Origin of the sequence: Arcanobacterium hippocoleae, assembly GCF_031456295.1 — a bacterium.
Taxonomy (GTDB): Bacteria; Actinomycetota; Actinomycetes; order Actinomycetales; family Actinomycetaceae; genus Arcanobacterium_A; species Arcanobacterium_A hippocoleae.
In genome coordinates, this window is sequence record NZ_JAVDUJ010000001.1 from 1,498,251 (window position 1) to 1,514,253 (window position 16,003).

Consider the following 16,003-nt stretch of genomic DNA (forward strand, 5'->3'; position numbering starts at 1 on the left):
CGCTTTGCTGAGGGTATCGATAGAATGTCTGGTATGAAAAGACGGACAGATATTGATGCAGGCAGAGCGGCGCTTTCGCGCTATCTGGAAGGCGAGCAGCTGACTACAAGCGAAATCCGGACTGCTGTACGGTATACGCTTGAAGAATTCGCCGCACGGCATCCTGGTGGTGCTGTAGAAATTAGAATTCCGTGGATCGGAGCCGTGCAAGCGATTGCGGGGCTTCAGCATCGGCGGGGTACTCCACCGAACGTAGTCGAAATGGATGGAGAAACATGGCTTGAACTTGTCACAACGGGTCAAGCCGTCAATCCAGATAAAATCACTTATTCAGGTACGCGAGCGAATCTTTCACGCTATTTTCCAATGCTGTAACTTTTACCAAGCACAATTTTCAGAAAATAAATTTAACAACACTGAATCCGCAATACTCGAAAAGCCATGCAAGCGTGAGGGCAAAATACGAAAAGTGCTTTAACAGGTTGCTGTTTTATCCAAACACCACCTGTTAAAGCACTGATATTTATGGATTTGATTTTAATCGTCAATCGTCCCACGATTTGTACGAATCGGCGCCAAGATGATCGTTTTCTTCATCGTCGTCGATATCATACTTTGCCGCATACTCTGCGTATGCGTCGTAATCTTCATCCGAATCGTACTGATCATACTTTTCGTAATCAGAGTATGAAGTGTTGCCGTGCCCCGTTAGCTCGCGTTCAAGTGCGGCGTAATCGGTATCTGGGCTAAAGTACTTCAAATCGCGTGCGACTTTGCGCTGTTTTGCTCGTTGACGGCCGCGCCCCATTGGGTCGACCTCCCCTTGTATCTCGAATTGGGCTGAAAAATCAACCCACAACCATTAATTACTTCCGTGAGAATAGGATACCTTGAAATTCGTGCGCTTTCCAGATAGGGCCACACATGAATTTAGATCCATCTGCAAAAACACTTGCAAAATAGCCGTTTTACTGCGCTATTTTGAATCTCGTGGAATTGCCAAAATTTGTATTTTGCAGAGCAAGCCGTTGTATGCCAGATAAGAATCTAAATACTATTTACCGAATTTACGCAATAAAACTAGCGAAATTACTGCCGCCACAGCAATCCCAATTTTTTTCAAAGCAGCTGGATCTCCGTTAATTACGTTATTTCCGAACTCCTTCGTCTTTACACCAAGATGCGTTGCTGAATTTTTCGCTCCCGTTTTCAGATTCGCACCTAAAGCTTTTGGCGAAAGCCGTCCGGCAAGCTCATCTACAGTAGCTGTGAGCTCAAGGCGCAACCGCGCCAAATCAGCTTCAACTTCGGAAATGCTACGATCATCTTCGCTAGCCAGATCGTAATCTGCTGGACGCTTCATTTGTGCCGCCAGCCGTGCTTTTGCAATTTCTGCAGCTTCTTTTGCTTTAAGTTGCTCGTTCACTTGCCAATTCCTTTCTTTACGGCCTGCAAATCTTTTTTGAAACCAGGTGCAGGACTAGGCTGATGTTTTGCGGAAGCCTGAAACATTGCCACGCCCACACCAATTAATATCGCCATAATCAGGAAAATAATCCCGGAAACAATCAAGAATGCTGCCCACAGCGGTACGATCAATGCGAATGCAAAAACGGCAGTGAGCAGTAGCCCGCCGAGAAGATAAAGCCCAAGCAAACCAGCAAGCGCAAAGAGCGCACCACCAATCCCGAGCTTAGCGACCTTCGCTTTACCTTGCATGGCAGCGAATTTAATCTCATTCCGGACAATTGCTGAAATCTGTGCGGTAATCTTTGCTACCAGCTCACCAATTGAAGTAGAGCTGGCACCAAGTTTCGATTCACTACCCTTTAATTCATTTAAGTGTTCATATGATGCCATCGGAAACTCCTTTGAAAGTCGATTAAAACCAACTCTACTGAGGATTTGAGTTGCCTTCTACCTGGATTCTACCGATATTTTGATTTTCGCACTCAGAGATATTTATTAATATTCTTAACGCAAGCTCAGTATGTACTGCGGGAAGTGAATTTCCGCAAGGTTTTCCGCAAGAAATCAAGCATCTGATCAATTTGAGAAATCCGGAACAGCTTCCCAAATGCGAAATAAAGTGCAGTGATGATAATGCTTGCACAAATAATTGTGAGCATGGCGATGAATATATTTGCTGAAATTACCGCAAAACCAATTTTATGCATCGTAAATAAACCCAGAGTCACGCATATTGCCGTCACCAACATGAGTGCCAGATGCGTACGAAGCATGTACCAACCGCCGATATGCCCGATAAGTTTGCGTGAATACCACATCAATGCAAAGGCACTGAGACTATTTGTGAAGATGAAGAGTGCCTCACCAGCAAGCACAGTATATTGCGGCGGGAACAGACCACAGAGCAGAATCCCGCCAGCCACCGTAATTTGTGCCGGAAAAATCGCAAAAAAAGCAGCCCGAGTGGCATTGCATGCATAGCAGATATTTTTGAATACCAATATCAATCCGCCCGGAGTGACGGCCACCGAGCTGACCATGATCAACCATGCGAGTGAATTGATTTCACCGTTGCTCCCGCCAGGTACGAACACTCGCGCTATCGGATAGGCTAAAACAATCATCAGCGTGGTCGCAAGGAAAGAAAAACTGGCAAGCGTATTCGCCGTCCGCGCTGAGATGGCACTTACTTGCCGGAATTTTTGCGCTGCCGCAGCACGGGAAACCTTCGTGAACGTAGCGGTTGTAATCGAAACTGCCACGAGTGAAATCGGTAGGTAATATATCGAGTTAGTGACAGTGTGAGCGGCGTTTCCGGCAACAGTGTCGAGATCTAAGCCCAGCGCTTTGGCGCGCGGTAGCGTGCCAGCGAAAACGTTTGTTTGAATCATCGTGGGGATGATTCCCGCCAACGTGGTCAGAAGCACCCAGAAGGAAGTTTTCCCGACGTTGCCAAGTCCAGTACCGCGCCAATTAAAATCAGGGCGGTAGCGGATCCCAGCCCAGCGCATTGGCAGGAAAAGAATCAAGGCTTGCATTGCTACGCCAAAAGTCGAAAAAATTGCCAGCGCTAGTGAACGTGAACCGGTCCATACTGCCACATCTTGCGTTTGCGGGAGTGTAGGGGAGCCAAATACGATCAAGATGATCAGAAATCCGATAATTGCCACCACATTATTCAGTACGGGAGCCCAAGTGTATGGGCCAAAGCTTTCGCGTGCATTCAGAATTTGCCCAAATACCGAATAAAGCCCGTAGAAAAATATTTGCGGCAAACACCAGTATGCGAAAATCACGGTGATTTGATACCACTGTTGATCCATTGTGGAAGCAAAAGCCGTCACGATAAAAGGTGCACACAATGTGATCACGAGGGTGATCAGCCCCAGGGTTACGATTGAAAGCGTAATAAGCTTATTGATGAATTGGGAAGCATCTCCGCGCTCGCGCTGTGCAGCTTGCACGATCGCAGGTACAAGGACGGCGTTGATCAGCCCGCCAGCGATAATGTTAAAGACGATATTCGGAAGCTGATTAGCGACATCGAATGAGCTTGCAATCGGAGAATTTAAGCCTACTACGAGAGTGAGCAAAATCGGTGAGCGAATCATGCCGAGAATGCGTGAAACAAACGTGCCAAGGGCCATGATCAGCGATGATTTTGCCACTGAAGCCTTTTGCGGACTGTTTTTTTGGGGCGCCATATGGTTTATTCTCGCTTTCGCGTCAAGGATTATTGCTCATTTTTGATAATCTCACACCTCAGTATTGAACATCTACTCCCGCTGTGTGGCAAGCTAGAGAGGTGTTTTCACTATATTCAGTAACTGAAATTCCGCTGACCCGTCAAGTGAGCTTCGACCCGCAGGTGGTTGCGCAAGAAGCGAATGTGGATCGGGTAGGTGCGCTGACGGCATCACGCGTGTGGGATGTTAACGCACTGAGCGGTTTTCGCGGTGATTTGGAAAGTGATGCCGGAAATCTACTTGGCGCGGAGCTCCGTCAGGCGATTGAGCGACGGATTTTTCTCTGGCTTGATTTGATTGATGTGCAGCAGTTTGCGAAGGCACAAGAATTTTTTGGTGCAGACGTAGTAGTGCGTGCTGGTGCGATATGCGCGCCTGAGCATGGCACGATCCGGCGTTATGGCGATGTGCGGGATGTAGTGCCAGTGGCTGTGAATCCGGCAAAGTTGTTGCGGCGGCTGGTGAATGGTACGCCGGAGGAGTTGGCGTGGGTGCGGAAGCATCTCGATGGGATCGATTCAAAAGCGATCTCATCTGCGAACTTCAAAATTTTAATTGACGCACAGGTAAATATTATCGTCCGGTCGCTATTGCATCGGGCGATGTACTCGCCCACTTTTATTGCCTATGCGGTAGTGTTTATCTATTCTTCTTTGCGCGCATTGCCGGTCGTATTTGTGCCGCATTTTCAAGGGAATATTTGGGTGCTTTGGGGAATCGATGTGATCTCTGCAATTCCGTACACGTGGGGGCTGATTGAGATTTTCCGTGGGCGTACCTGGTTGCGGCGAGTGGCTGGGCTAGTGGTAACGATCGTGACGTTTATGGCTCCGTACATTTATTTTTGGATGCACGGACGGCATTATCCAGCATCAGTGAATTTGATCGTGGCAGGAATGATCCTGGGAGCGATTTTGATTGAGCTGTATCGTTGGCAACGCGATAAGGAAGTGCGCAAAGTGTTGGCAAAAGCCGTGTTGACGCATGAGGCACCGCAGGCTTGAATACACTGCTGCGATTCTAATGTAAAATCGTGAAATGAGTGTGAGCGACGGCTGCTGCGGGAAGAGATCGCTCGATCATTGCGTGAAGTATTGATATTACAAGCGATTGCTGCTCGGCGGGCTATGGCGCACAGCTATTACTGTAATACATCTTTGTCTGGGCGATTCGCGATCGTGCGGATAATACCAGTTGCGAGGAACCAGCCGCCCGTGATCCAAAATGCGATGCTTGCGAAAATCGAGGTGTTTGGGAAAATCGTGATCATTACTCCGATTGAAATAATCCACCCGAACACAGCAGCAATATTGATTGCCATATATTTCTTTACACGGAACGGATGCGTGTAGTAGGTAGGGACGAGAGTCAGGATTGCAAGCGCAATTACGACGATGATATTTGCGACTGCTCCGAGCTGCAGCACCCATAAAATTGCTGCCACGATATTCCATGCTGCAGGAAATCCGACGAAGTAATAGTCGGTAGATTTCCAGTTTTTATTTGCATAGCAGAACATTGACGAAACCACGATAGTGATCATCATGATCATTGCGAGCGGTTTTGAACCCATCGGTAAGGCGATATACATGAATACGGCTGGAATGAATGTCCAGGTAAGGTAATCGACGGCGATGTCTACAATACTGCCGTCAAACCAGGGGATTACTTCTTGTACGCGTGCCTTGCGGGCAAAAGTGCCGTCCAGAGCGTCGATGATCATTGCAATACCGAGCCAAAGCCACATTGCCTTAAATTCGTGCGCGCTCATTGCGAGTACTGCGAGGCAAGCGAAGAACAGGCCAGAAAGGGTGAAGGCATGCACGCCCCATGCTTTGATTATTGCGGAGCTGGAATGTGGTGTCTTTGGAGTATTGATATTCATAGTAGCTATAGTACGTGAGAAATTTTGGATCTTGGGTGGTCCGTAGTGTGAGAACACTAATTTTACGAGTTTTATTTTTGTTTATGTAGGTAACGTTTCAGTGTAGTGGGGTGTGGATGTGTGGGCGAGTGGCACGCACAGAGATTGTAAGTTTATATTTTCCTGAGCGAGGGGTAAAAATGTGATTTTGGATGACGATTTCCGTTATGCGCGAGAAAGTATTAAACTAAATAATCGACTGTTGGAATTAAAATTAATTCTCATCAGCGGGCCTCTAGCTCAATTGGCAGAGCTGCGGACTTTTAATCCGTAGGTTGTGGGTTCGAGTCCCACGGGGCCTACTATTTTACATCCCTGATATCGTCGTAATTTCGATATCAGGGATTTTTCTTTTCCCGACCCTTATTTTGCCTTGTGTTATTGCTTTATCCCGCTTGTTTATTAGTGTTTGGCAATACGAGAGCCATTGGAAATTGTGCAGGGATAGGCATACTTTTATTGCAAATTTGGGTGAATGAAATTTACGAAACTCTGATTGCATATTCCGTCGCATATTTGGAACTTAGGGTATCCTAAGTTCTGGCTTTTCTGGGACGGAATAGAGATATATGACGATGCGCCGACCAGTAAAAGCAAGGTATAAATATGCTCTTGTCATCGTCGATCAGGAGGTTTCGTGTACAGACACGCAAAACGTGCCTTAATGGCACTTTCTTTATGGGCAGTGGCTGCCACGTCTTTTGTGAGCACTGCGCAAATCGCAGTAGCCGCAAATATTGCAGGAGAAATATCTGAGTCTGCTGATAATTCCTGGCACTCTGTCATTGTTGTGATGCAAGATCAGGAGGAAAGCGGCGATCGCCCCGCTGTTACTGCGGAAGAAAAAATCGAGCATGTCGAAGGGCTGATCGATACCGCGAAAAATAGCCAACAGAATGTTTTAGATCAGCTCGCGTATGAAACGGAAAGAAACAGGGCGCGGGAGGTTGAATCACTCTATGTCGTCAATGCTGTTTCTGCAACTGTCACGAAAGAAGTAGCTCTTTCGCTTGCGAAAACTCCTGGCGTTGCTGAAGTGAAAGTTGACCATAAAATCGCAGCTGATCCCGTCATTGAAGATTCTGGAGCGCGTTTATCCAGCTTCGGTGAGCGTTCAGCAGCAAAGCACGTGCCGTGGAATCTGCAGCAAATAGGTGTTTCGGAAGATCTGCAAGGAAAATATAACGGCACAGGAATCACGGTGGGGATCATCGACTCTGGAGTTGATGTAAGCCATCCGGGGCTAAAAGCAAAATGGCGTGGAAATACGGGAGATAAATCGCTGAGCTGGTTTGATCCGGTTGGTAATTCTCCTGATCCAGTAGATTCAAGCGGGCACGGCACCCATGTGATCGGCACTATTCTCGGCTCTGATCCAAATGAAGCCAGCCTGATCGGGATAGCGCCGAATGCAAACTTCATTGCTGCTCGTGTATTTGATCAGAACGGCGAAACAAACGACACTCGTTTGCTGAAAGCAATGCAGTGGATGCTGGCACCAGTTGATCGCAACGGGAAGGCGCATCCTGAACTTGCTCCACGCATTGTGAATAATTCATGGGGTACTTCTTCCACTAACGAGCTTCTCCGTGATGCCCTCAAGCAGTGGCGTGATGCTGGGATTCTTCCGGTTTTCTCTGCTGGTAATGTTGGCGAAAACACTCCTGGAGGGAAAGGGTCAATTACTCAGCCGGCATCCTTCCCGGAAGCTTTTGCGGTAGGTGCACTGCGCAGTGATGATCTTGTTGCGAAGTTTTCTTTGCGTGGCCCATCGCGGTTTACGAGCAACCCGAAACCGGATATTGTCGCTCCTGGCGTGAATATCCGTTCCTCGCATCTGCAGCATAAGATGAAGATTTTGTCTGGTACCTCTATGGCTGCACCACATGTGACAGGTGTGGCAGCGCTTGTTTTGAGTGCCAATCCAAAGCTTAAGCTGACCGAGCTCGAAGAAATTCTGAAGAACTCTGCTACCGCACTTACGGATCTCACACATGTTGATACACCGAACCATGCATACGGTGTCGGTAAGGTGAACGCTGCGCTCGCTGTTGAGATGGCATTGCCTGGGCAGAAAATTGGGTCAATTCAGGGGAATGTTTATGTGCGAGGCGTGGATGCGGATGCGCCGAAGATAGCTCACTCACCTGTTCGTGTTTTTTATCAGGCAACAACTACGGATCTGACTGCGCGGGTTACTGACGATAGTGGGAACGAAAATGTGACACTCAAGATCATGAACAAAGCAAATGGATCACGTTCTCATGCAATGAAATTAATTGCAGGCAACAAGATCTCGGGCACATACGAGTTTGTGATTTCACCGCAAACGCTACAAGGCGATGACGCTGCATATCAGATTTGTGCTGTAGACCGGACGAAGAAAGAAGCTTGTACGCAGGAATATGCTTTTGAGCAAAAGTCGGCAGTGCAAATTGGTTGGAAAGAAGATTTCGAAGCGGGGACGGACGGTTTTGAGATGGGCGGCGAAACTCCCATGTGGATGTGGGGGAAGCCGGCAGATTCTCTGAAACCTGCGGCATCGGGCGAAAAAATCGTTGCTGTTGGGCTTGATGGAAATGGCTATAAAGGCATGAAAGATTCCGTGCTGATTACTCCTCCGATTTCTCTGGGGAAAACTGATCGTGCGGCTCTCAGCTTCAAGCATTGGTTCGATCTTGATAATTACGAGTACGCCACCTATGACACTGCTGAAGTGTGGATTGGTGAAGTGAATGGTAAAACAGGGGAGGTCACGTGGGAAGAAAAACCACAGCGCGTTTACAAGAATCGGGTTGCTGATTGGGAACGCGCCCAGTTGGATCTTTTGAAGTATCAAGGCAAGACAATTCGCGTCATGTTTGGTGTGCGCGGGGTGTGGAAAGCTGAACATGATACTAGCGGATGGTTCATTGACGATATTGCTGTTGAAAAAGCGCAAGAATCCAAGCCGTCAAAGATTGACAATGATCTCACAATCGATAAATTCCCGAACGGGCGTACGCTCATTAGCTTCCTGCCGCTGAAGGATCAGAACGTGAGTGCTTACCGTTTATATCGAGCTCACGATAACGGAACCTTTGCGAAGGTGAAAGAGCTCACGGGAACGGAAATTCAAAAATATGCAATTAGATTCAACGATTACCCTACTCCGCAAAAAGGCACATACACCTATTACGTGACTGCTGTTGCAGGCGCTACTGAGTCTGACCCCTCCGAAACGCTGCAACGCACATTTACGCAAGGTAAAGAAATTAAATCCTTCAATTTTGAATCGGATGAGCAAGGGTGGAAGAGCGAGCCAGATAGCAAAAATAACGTATTTGAACGTGGTGTTCCGAATGTGCCTGATGCACAAAATAATGGTAAAGCACCGATGAGTACTCAAATGGCGGGTAAGAACCCGGATAGTCCGAATGTTTTTGCCACCGTTCTGAATGACTATCGCAAGAGTAAGAGCACATATACGCTTATTTCACCTGAAATGGATTTATCGGGCTACACAGACGTTACGATGTACTGGCAGCAGTGGTTCAATACTCGCGGGCGGAACGGGTTTGATGAATGGAACAGCTACGATGATGACATCGCTCATGTCTATGTTCGCTCCAACGGTGGTGCATGGAAAGAAATCTTTACCCTTGACGAAAAGAAAATCGACGAAAAGGATCCGGCAGACAAAAAGACGCAATTACGGATCGGAAATGCTTGGCATGTTGATGGGGTAAAGCTTCCCCAAGAGAGTCTGGGGAAAAAGACGCAGGTTCGTTTTGTGCTCAATACCGGCAGTGAAATCACTGATTTCAGCGGTGGTTGGTATATTGATGACGTAATCTTTGCCGATACTGCTGATGCGCAGATTCCGGATCCAAAACCGGGTACGGCTCAAGCGCATCTTGCCGTGCAAGGTGGGGAAGATTTGCCGCTCCCGCATCTTGGAGCGCTCGCATCAGTAAGCAGTCGGATGTCTGCGCATGATGCCAGTGTCAGTGATTCCTGGGTTCCTGTCCGTGAAGGTACTGTCGAGCTTCTTGAACGTGGGGCAAAGGTTTCAACCGAAGCAGGATCTGGCGCTTATCTGCTCCGTGGAAGCACCGGCAAGGTTACCGTGTTGGCACAAGCTCCGGGGTATAAACCTGCATCGGTCGTTGTTGAACTGGTCGATGGTGAGATCGTGAAACGTGATTTCCATTTGGAGCAGGCAAAGGAACAAACAATCACATTTACAGTCAAGGATCATGCTGGTAAGTCGGTGCCTGATGCGCGTCTTACCGTCTACAAGAAAGACGATTCAAAGCCAGTATCGACTTTCGAGGTGGAAAAAGCGGTAACAGCTAAATTGCTACCTGGAATGTATTTTGTGCGAGTTGGAGCTCCTGGTTATCTTGAAACAAATCGCTCTTTCGAGGTTTTGGATGGAGCAAACAGCCCACTTGAGATTCAGCTTGCCGCTGCTGTGCCGCATGGTGCCCCAAAGTGGATCGCTTATGATTCCGGTAATACAGATTCGGCTTTGATCACGATGGCTGCAGGCAAGACTGCTGCAGTAATGTTTGACGCTGGTAAGGGCGATTATGTCACATCAGCTCGATTCTTTGTTTATCGGACTTCTGTTGCGCAAGATTTCGAGTGGACGTTGTGGGACGCTGACGATATTGATGGTCTTCCAGGTAAAATGCTTGTTGGCCCAGTTAAGGCGCATGTTGCAGCTGGCAGCGGAGGTGAGTGGATCGAAGTAGCGATGCCATATCCAGTTGCCGTCAATGGCTCCTACTATGTGTCTTATACTCAGCTCACTGACGGCAAAGAGCGAATTTCTCTTGGTATTGATGCGAAAGCTGACGGCACGGATCGCAGCTTTAAGTTGATCAATGGCGCATGGGGCACTCCAGATGAAAAAGGGCAATTCATGATCAATGCTCGGGTTGCTTCATTTAGCGCGGTCGTGCCGGCACCTAGTGTGAATACTGATGACTTGAGAACTGCGGTAGCAGCTGGGGCCGCTTTGCAAGAAAGCGATTATACTCCTGAGACTTGGCAGGTTTTTGCTGCTGCATTGGCTAATGCGCGTGATGTATTGGCTGCTCCGCAGTCTCAAAAGGAGGTTACTGCTGCTGTTACTGCACTGCGGGCTGCGCAAACTAAGTTGGTAAAGAAGCCAGATCCAGTCGCACCAGTTCCGGGTGGTGCGGAAAAGCCGGTAGATCCGATTGTGCCAGCTCCGGGTAAAGAGGAGCAGCCGGTAGATCCAGTCGCACCAGTTCCAGGCAAAGAGAAGAAACCAGATTCGGCGATGGAGACTCCGGAAAATAAGGAAAAAGCAGATTCATTGATTCCAGGCAAGAGTGCCATTGTAGATAAAGCTGATCAGCCAGGTGCTGATCAATCTGCAAAGGATCAAAATGCTACAGAAATGAAGTCGTCTGGAGCGAAAGCCCGTTTGTCTTCGACTGGTGCAACAGTATCTCCACTGCTTGCAGGTGCACTATTGGTATTCCTGCTTGGTTTTACCATTGTTTACCTGCGCAAGGTGAACTTTGCGCAGGTAAACAATCGGTGATGATCAGTTGATTTCATGTGAAGTCAAAAAGCCAATTGTGGAGGTTTATCCAAGGAAAATACACAATGGCAAAGATTACAGCAACCGGGTCTGAAGCGTTATAAGCGGCTTTGTGAAAAAGTTCAGCAGACAGTGAGCTGTTTTCGTCGGCAAATTGATGCAAGGTTTGGGGTGCATCCAGGATCAGATGCGCCCCAAACCTTTGTACATACTCAGTTATGATTCAGGTGATTGGAGATTACATTTTCGTTCCAGGTAAGTTCCGATCATGAAACATTCCTGCAAACTGCCGTCACGGGAAAGTGGAGCACGGCAGAGGTTAGTTTGCAACTTCCGTCAAATCAACTTTGGCAAATGGATCAGTGGTTTGGTGGAGCCCTTGTACTACATACTGCATTCGGCGAGCGACGGCGACGGCATGATCGCCATAACGTTCAAGATATCGGCCAAGGAGTACGATATCGATGATTTCCTGCCGGGTGTAGGAATTATTTTCATCAAGTACATAATCGAAGGTGCGCAAGTGTAACTCGTCAAGCAAATCGTCTTCAGCTTCAATTTCGTGTGCAAGCGCAAGATCTTCTGTTTCAATCAGTTTTGCCATCTTCTCGCCTGCGATTTTCGCATGTTCAGCCATTTGCAGCAGTAAATCACGTACCTCTCCAGAAACTACTGGCTCTGGATAGCGTCCGCGAGCTACGTATGCTACGTGCCGTGCCAAATCTCCCATTCGCTCAAGTGTGGCAGAGAGGCGCAAGCCAGAGACGACTACGCGCAAATCGGTAGCCACAGGAGTCTGGCGTGCAAGCAGTGATACACCCATTTCGTCAATTGCGCGTTCCAAGAGATCGATATGCTTATCCGCATCGATTACTTTTTCAGCTTTTGAAAGGTTTGCGTCAGCCAATGCGGTTGCTGCGCGGCTCATTGCTTTTGCTGCTGCTTTGGCTTCAGCAATGAGGGTTTCGTTGAGCTGCCCCATTTGAGCCTTGAATTGTTCACGCATTTGCGCTCCTTTATGAAGTAGTGTTTCGCCTTATTGAATTGATTTTGAAAGTAGAATTAGAGCCGTCAACAATCACATGAGCTGCTACGCATCTCGTAGCGGACGGAATGCCACAGCTGCTGATGCCACGATTGACACATTTTCAGAACTAATTCAAACATCTTTATTTAAATTAATTCCTACCCAAAGGTTAACAATGAGTATACGATTTCCCAAGCGAGTAGGTATTCAGATGAGAGCAAGGATAGGCTGATTTTATGCACCCTGCGTTTGTGTTCTTCCTCGGTTTATTTATCGGTACTGCTACTATTGCCGGTATCTGGTACACCGAATATTGGATTCGGCATGCCAAGGCGCGCCGTGAAATTGAAGCGCAAAAAGAGCAGGCGCAAGAACACGTAATGTTAATGTTAGATGCGCTTCCGCAAGGATATATCGTGGTGGATGCGGACGGTGAAATCCTCCGTGCCGCCCAGCTGGCAAAAGCTTTTGGTTTCATTATCGAAGATGTGCTGCGGCCAAATATTGCGGAAATGGTGCGTGAAGTGTTTTCGACGGGGAAAACACGCGATGTCGAATTTGATTTAGTTGAAACGCTGAAACGGGAGCGGCGTTCCCGGCGAATCTGGGCGCGGATTACGCGGGTGAATGCTGAACGAGTGATAATTTTCTTTGAAGATCAAACAGAAAAACGTCGTCTTGATGAAACCCGTCGTGATTTTATCGCGAATATTTCGCACGAATTAAAAACCCCGATTGGGGGGATTAAGCTGCTTGCCGAGACGATCACGCAAGTATCGGAAGAGCCACAACTCGTGCAAAAATTTGCGCGAAATCTGGAGGTCGAATCGGCACGCCTGGCTGAGCTGGTGCAGGAAATTATTCAACTTTCGCGGTTGCAGGAGACAGATGCACTTTCAGACCCGCAGGTTGTTTCGATTGACGGAGTTGTGGATGAAGCGCTGGCGCGGATCGAAGTAGTGGCAAAATCACGGCAGATCACACTTTCTCGTGGCGGTGAGCATGGTCTTGAAGTCTATGGAGATTATTCACTCCTCATGACGGCTGTGCGGAATCTCCTTGATAATGCAGTGCGCTATTCAAAAGCTTACTCAAGAGTTTCAGTGGGGATTTCAAGCACTCGTAATGCAGTATCGATTGCTGTGGTAGACGCTGGGCAAGGAATCCCACAAGAGCTGCATGATCGCGTTTTTGAACGTTTCTTTCGCGGTGATAGTGCACGTTCGCGCGAAACAGGCGGTAGCGGGTTGGGTTTAAGCATTGTGAAACATGTGGTGCAAGATCATGGCGGGAAGGTGCATTTGTGGAGTCAGGAAGGGCGCGGCTCGACTTTCACAATTGAACTGCCAAAGATCTACGAACAAAATCAAAAAGCACAGCCCTCAGCAGCGATTTCGCAGTCTGATATAACGGAAGGAATGGTCACAATCAGTTTGACGCAAACTGAGGCATCACGCCAGGATCGATCCGCTCAGAATGTAGCCATTGAGGTAAATCGCAAGTGAAGCGAAGTAAATAGAGCACTAAGAGGAAGAACAGAAAATGACGACACTCATGCTTGTAGAAGATGAACCAACACTCCGTGAAACTCTCGCGTTTAATCTCGAACGCGAAGGTTTTGCTGTAGTGCAAGCATCTGATGGTGCACAAGCACTTGATAAATTCAGCCCGAGCATTGATCTGATTTTACTTGATGTGATGTTGCCGAAAGTCTCTGGCACTGAAGTGTGCCGCAGGCTGCGGCAAGTATCGCAGGTGCCAATTATTATGGTGACGGCGAAAGATTCGGAAATAGATAAGGTGGTCGGCTTAGAGATCGGTGCCGACGATTATCTCACCAAGCCGTATTCGTATCGTGAATTATTGGCACGAGTGCGGGCATTGCTTCGGCGCAGCAGCCATGTATTGGCTCAAAATAACGAACCGGAGCGAGAGGTGCTGACGATTGGAGCATTGCAGCTTGATCCGAGCGCGCACGAAGTACGCTTGAATGGTACGCCAATTTCGATGCCGTTGCGGGAATATGAACTACTCGAATATCTGATGGAAAATCCAGGTAGAGTGCTGACGCGTTCGCAGATTCTTGATCGAATTTGGGGGATCGACTATATTGGCGATTCCAAAACTCTCGATGTGCATGTGAAGCGGATCCGTGGAAAAATCGAGACTGATCCGGCAAATCCGAAACTACTGGTAACGGTGCGCGGACTCGGATACAAAATCGTCGTACCTTGATTAGGCACGTTTAATTTTTAGTTTTGGGAATAAGATGCCGTTTCGCGAGCGACGGTAAAACCATTTCCGGTCTTTTCATGCCAGCAATCAACTTGCGTTTCGGTCACGGTGCAAGCATAGCCGTTATGCTGCATCGACGTTCCATATGCGAGTTCTTTATCGGAACTGATTGTACGCCCGCAATTCGCACTCGTGCTATCTTCGGTCACGTTAAAAGTGATCGGTGCGCCTTTACAGCCTTCAGGAGCTTTGAACGTGTATTTATAAATAGTGCAGGATACGCCGTCGCCAAATGCGCAGGAGATATTTCCTGATGGCGCCTTAAATTCACTTCCAGCGATGGCGTTTTCTGGAGCGGGACGCGTGAGCTCTAGCTCAGCTTTTGCTGCTTTCTCTTGCGTTGTTTCTTGTGCTTTGGCCTTGCTGGAGGAATTTTCGGATTCATCTTCTTGGTTGAAAGTGACAACCTCGTTCGTATTTTTTCCGTGTACGATTTCCGCATTGGTGCGGAAGAGGAAAGTAAAAGCAAGAATTAATGCTACTGCGCACAGTATACTCGTAATCACGGCGATGACCGGCACCGAAATCGTGCCCGTCAGGTTCATATTCTTCCGACCCATCAGATTCCTTGTGTAGAAGTGTTTTGATTATCCTAAAGGCGAAGTGCGATTTTTAAGACATCGCGTAACCGATTGAATTAGTACAATACTATTACATCAGACGATGCGACGATGAATAGATTACAGATCGGATTCAAAACGTAGCACACTCAGGCTCAGATGGAAGGAGGAAAGATGATTTTTACAGGAGCTACTCCTCCCTGTTTGATCGTCCCGATCACCGGCACTACCAGCGCGAAATTGGTGGAAGAGGCAATTGAAGCACAGCTTGCAGGCGCTGACGTAATCGAATGGAGAATCGATTTTCTTTTCGGGACACATCAAAATTTGAGCTTTGCTGAAATCGGGCGAGAAGTACTGTCGCCAATCTTGGAACAGACGTCAGTGCCGATTTTGCTGACTTTACGCACTCTTGAACAAGGTGGGCAAGCTAAGATCAGTGACGGACGATATCGGCTACTCTTTGCCGAGATGCTTGATACGCTAGGGCATCTAGCTGCTCCCGCAAAACGAATCGGGGTGGATCTTGAGTCGCGTTTTGCTGGGGCAGCAGTGTTCGCAGAAAAAGCACTGAAGGCTGGATATACAGTCGTAGTTTCACACCATGATTGGAACGAGACTCCAGATGATTTAATGCTGCGGTTGATATTTGAGGAAATGCTTGAAATTCCAGGCATAGTAGCGAAGTTAGCCGTCACTGCAAATTCGGAAGAAGATACATCGCGGCTTTTACGGGTAACGAAAGAAGTAGCAACGGATCATCATCGTCCGCTGATCGCTTTGGCAATGGGTGAAGCTGGGAAGCGCTCGCGGCTCGAAGGATGGAAATACGGGTCAATTGCTACTTTTGTGGCGGTTGGAGCTGCTTCAGCGCCCGGGCAGCCACAGATGAGCGAATTAAAGCTGGCGCTTGGACGGTGA

At 48.0% G+C, this 16,003-nt stretch carries 13 protein-coding genes and 1 tRNA gene; 7 read left to right on the plus strand and 7 right to left on the minus strand.

The window, feature by feature from the left end; translation table 11 throughout:
• Positions 1 to 33 precede the first annotated feature (33 nt).
• Positions 34 to 375, plus strand: coding sequence for a sterol carrier family protein (locus J2S36_RS06325; RefSeq protein ID WP_309956634.1), 342 nt, complete (start codon positions 34 to 36; stop codon positions 373 to 375).
• Between the two features lie 169 nt (positions 376 to 544).
• Here the strand turns inward: J2S36_RS06325 and J2S36_RS06330 are convergent, their stop codons facing one another.
• The 4 genes from J2S36_RS06330 to murJ form a co-directional block, all read right to left on the minus strand.
• Positions 545 to 808 (minus strand): DUF3073 domain-containing protein, encoded by a 264-nt coding sequence (locus tag J2S36_RS06330; protein ID WP_309956636.1) that lies wholly within the window; start codon positions 806 to 808, stop codon positions 545 to 547.
• 246 nt (positions 809 to 1,054) lie between these two features.
• Positions 1,055 to 1,426 (minus strand): DUF3618 domain-containing protein, encoded by a 372-nt coding sequence (locus tag J2S36_RS06335; protein WP_309956638.1) that lies wholly within the window; start codon positions 1,424 to 1,426, stop codon positions 1,055 to 1,057.
• Positions 1,423 to 1,860, minus strand: coding sequence for a phage holin family protein (locus J2S36_RS06340; RefSeq protein WP_309956640.1), 438 nt, complete (start codon positions 1,858 to 1,860; stop codon positions 1,423 to 1,425). The genes J2S36_RS06335 and J2S36_RS06340 overlap by 4 nt, the downstream gene beginning before the upstream one ends.
• Before the next feature lie 125 nt (positions 1,861 to 1,985).
• Positions 1,986 to 3,674, minus strand: a complete 1,689-nt coding sequence (gene murJ, locus J2S36_RS06345) for a murein biosynthesis integral membrane protein MurJ (protein ID WP_309956643.1) — start codon at positions 3,672 to 3,674, stop codon at positions 1,986 to 1,988.
• Between the two features lie 101 nt (positions 3,675 to 3,775).
• Between murJ and J2S36_RS06350 the strand changes: the two genes are divergently transcribed.
• Positions 3,776 to 4,720 carry a hypothetical protein gene (locus J2S36_RS06350; RefSeq protein WP_309956644.1) on the plus strand — a complete coding sequence of 315 codons (945 nt, stop codon included), beginning with the start codon at positions 3,776 to 3,778 and terminating at the stop codon, positions 4,718 to 4,720.
• Between the two features lie 137 nt (positions 4,721 to 4,857).
• On the opposite strand, the gene J2S36_RS06355 is transcribed toward J2S36_RS06350, so the two are convergent.
• Entirely contained in the window at positions 4,858 to 5,601 is a 744-nt protein-coding gene (locus J2S36_RS06355) for a CDP-alcohol phosphatidyltransferase family protein (protein WP_309956645.1), read from the minus strand.
• A 268-nt stretch (positions 5,602 to 5,869) separates the two neighbouring features.
• On the opposite strand from J2S36_RS06355, the gene J2S36_RS06360 reads away from it, so the two are divergent.
• A tRNA-Lys gene (locus tag J2S36_RS06360) sits at positions 5,870 to 5,942 on the plus strand.
• A 335-nt stretch (positions 5,943 to 6,277) separates the two neighbouring features.
• Positions 6,278 to 11,200 (plus strand): S8 family serine peptidase, encoded by a 4,923-nt coding sequence (locus J2S36_RS06365; protein ID WP_309956647.1) that lies wholly within the window; start codon positions 6,278 to 6,280, stop codon positions 11,198 to 11,200.
• Positions 11,201 to 11,519: 319 nt separating this feature from the next.
• Here the strand turns inward: J2S36_RS06365 and phoU are convergent, their stop codons facing one another.
• The gene (gene phoU, locus J2S36_RS06370) at positions 11,520 to 12,206 is read right to left on the minus strand and encodes a phosphate signaling complex protein PhoU (RefSeq protein WP_309956650.1); all 687 of its coding nucleotides are present in this window, start codon (positions 12,204 to 12,206) and stop codon (positions 11,520 to 11,522) included.
• A gap of 257 nt (positions 12,207 to 12,463) precedes the next feature.
• Between phoU and J2S36_RS06375 the strand changes: the two genes are divergently transcribed.
• Positions 12,464 to 13,732 (plus strand): sensor histidine kinase, encoded by a 1,269-nt coding sequence (locus J2S36_RS06375; protein ID WP_309956652.1) that lies wholly within the window; start codon positions 12,464 to 12,466, stop codon positions 13,730 to 13,732.
• A gap of 37 nt (positions 13,733 to 13,769) precedes the next feature.
• Positions 13,770 to 14,462: a response regulator transcription factor gene (locus J2S36_RS06380; protein WP_309956654.1), complete on the plus strand. Its 693-nt coding sequence runs from the start codon at positions 13,770 to 13,772 to the stop codon at positions 14,460 to 14,462.
• Positions 14,463 to 14,479: 17 nt separating this feature from the next.
• Here the strand turns inward: J2S36_RS06380 and J2S36_RS06385 are convergent, their stop codons facing one another.
• The gene (locus J2S36_RS06385) at positions 14,480 to 15,082 is read right to left on the minus strand and encodes a hypothetical protein (RefSeq protein WP_309956656.1); all 603 of its coding nucleotides are present in this window, start codon (positions 15,080 to 15,082) and stop codon (positions 14,480 to 14,482) included.
• A 174-nt stretch (positions 15,083 to 15,256) separates the two neighbouring features.
• Between J2S36_RS06385 and aroD the strand changes: the two genes are divergently transcribed.
• Entirely contained in the window at positions 15,257 to 16,003 is a 747-nt protein-coding gene (aroD, locus tag J2S36_RS06390; RefSeq protein ID WP_309956659.1) for a type I 3-dehydroquinate dehydratase, read from the plus strand.

Coding starts and splice junctions, on each gene's coding strand:
- phoU (WP_309956650.1), bottom strand. CDS start 12,206: ATGCGTGAACAATTCAAGGCTCAAATGGGGCAGCTCAACGAAACCCTC.
- J2S36_RS06325 (WP_309956634.1), top strand. CDS start 34: ATGAAAAGACGGACAGATATTGATGCAGGCAGAGCGGCGCTTTCGCGC.
- J2S36_RS06375 (WP_309956652.1), top strand. CDS start 12,464: ATGCACCCTGCGTTTGTGTTCTTCCTCGGTTTATTTATCGGTACTGCT.
- J2S36_RS06380 (WP_309956654.1), top strand. CDS start 13,770: ATGACGACACTCATGCTTGTAGAAGATGAACCAACACTCCGTGAAACT.
- murJ (WP_309956643.1), bottom strand. CDS start 3,674: ATGGCGCCCCAAAAAAACAGTCCGCAAAAGGCTTCAGTGGCAAAATCA.
- J2S36_RS06355 (WP_309956645.1), bottom strand. CDS start 5,601: ATGAATATCAATACTCCAAAGACACCACATTCCAGCTCCGCAATAATC.
- J2S36_RS06330 (WP_309956636.1), bottom strand. CDS start 808: ATGGGGCGCGGCCGTCAACGAGCAAAACAGCGCAAAGTCGCACGCGAT.
- J2S36_RS06340 (WP_309956640.1), bottom strand. CDS start 1,860: ATGGCATCATATGAACACTTAAATGAATTAAAGGGTAGTGAATCGAAA.
- J2S36_RS06385 (WP_309956656.1), bottom strand. CDS start 15,082: ATGGGTCGGAAGAATATGAACCTGACGGGCACGATTTCGGTGCCGGTC.
- aroD (WP_309956659.1), top strand. CDS start 15,257: ATGATTTTTACAGGAGCTACTCCTCCCTGTTTGATCGTCCCGATCACC.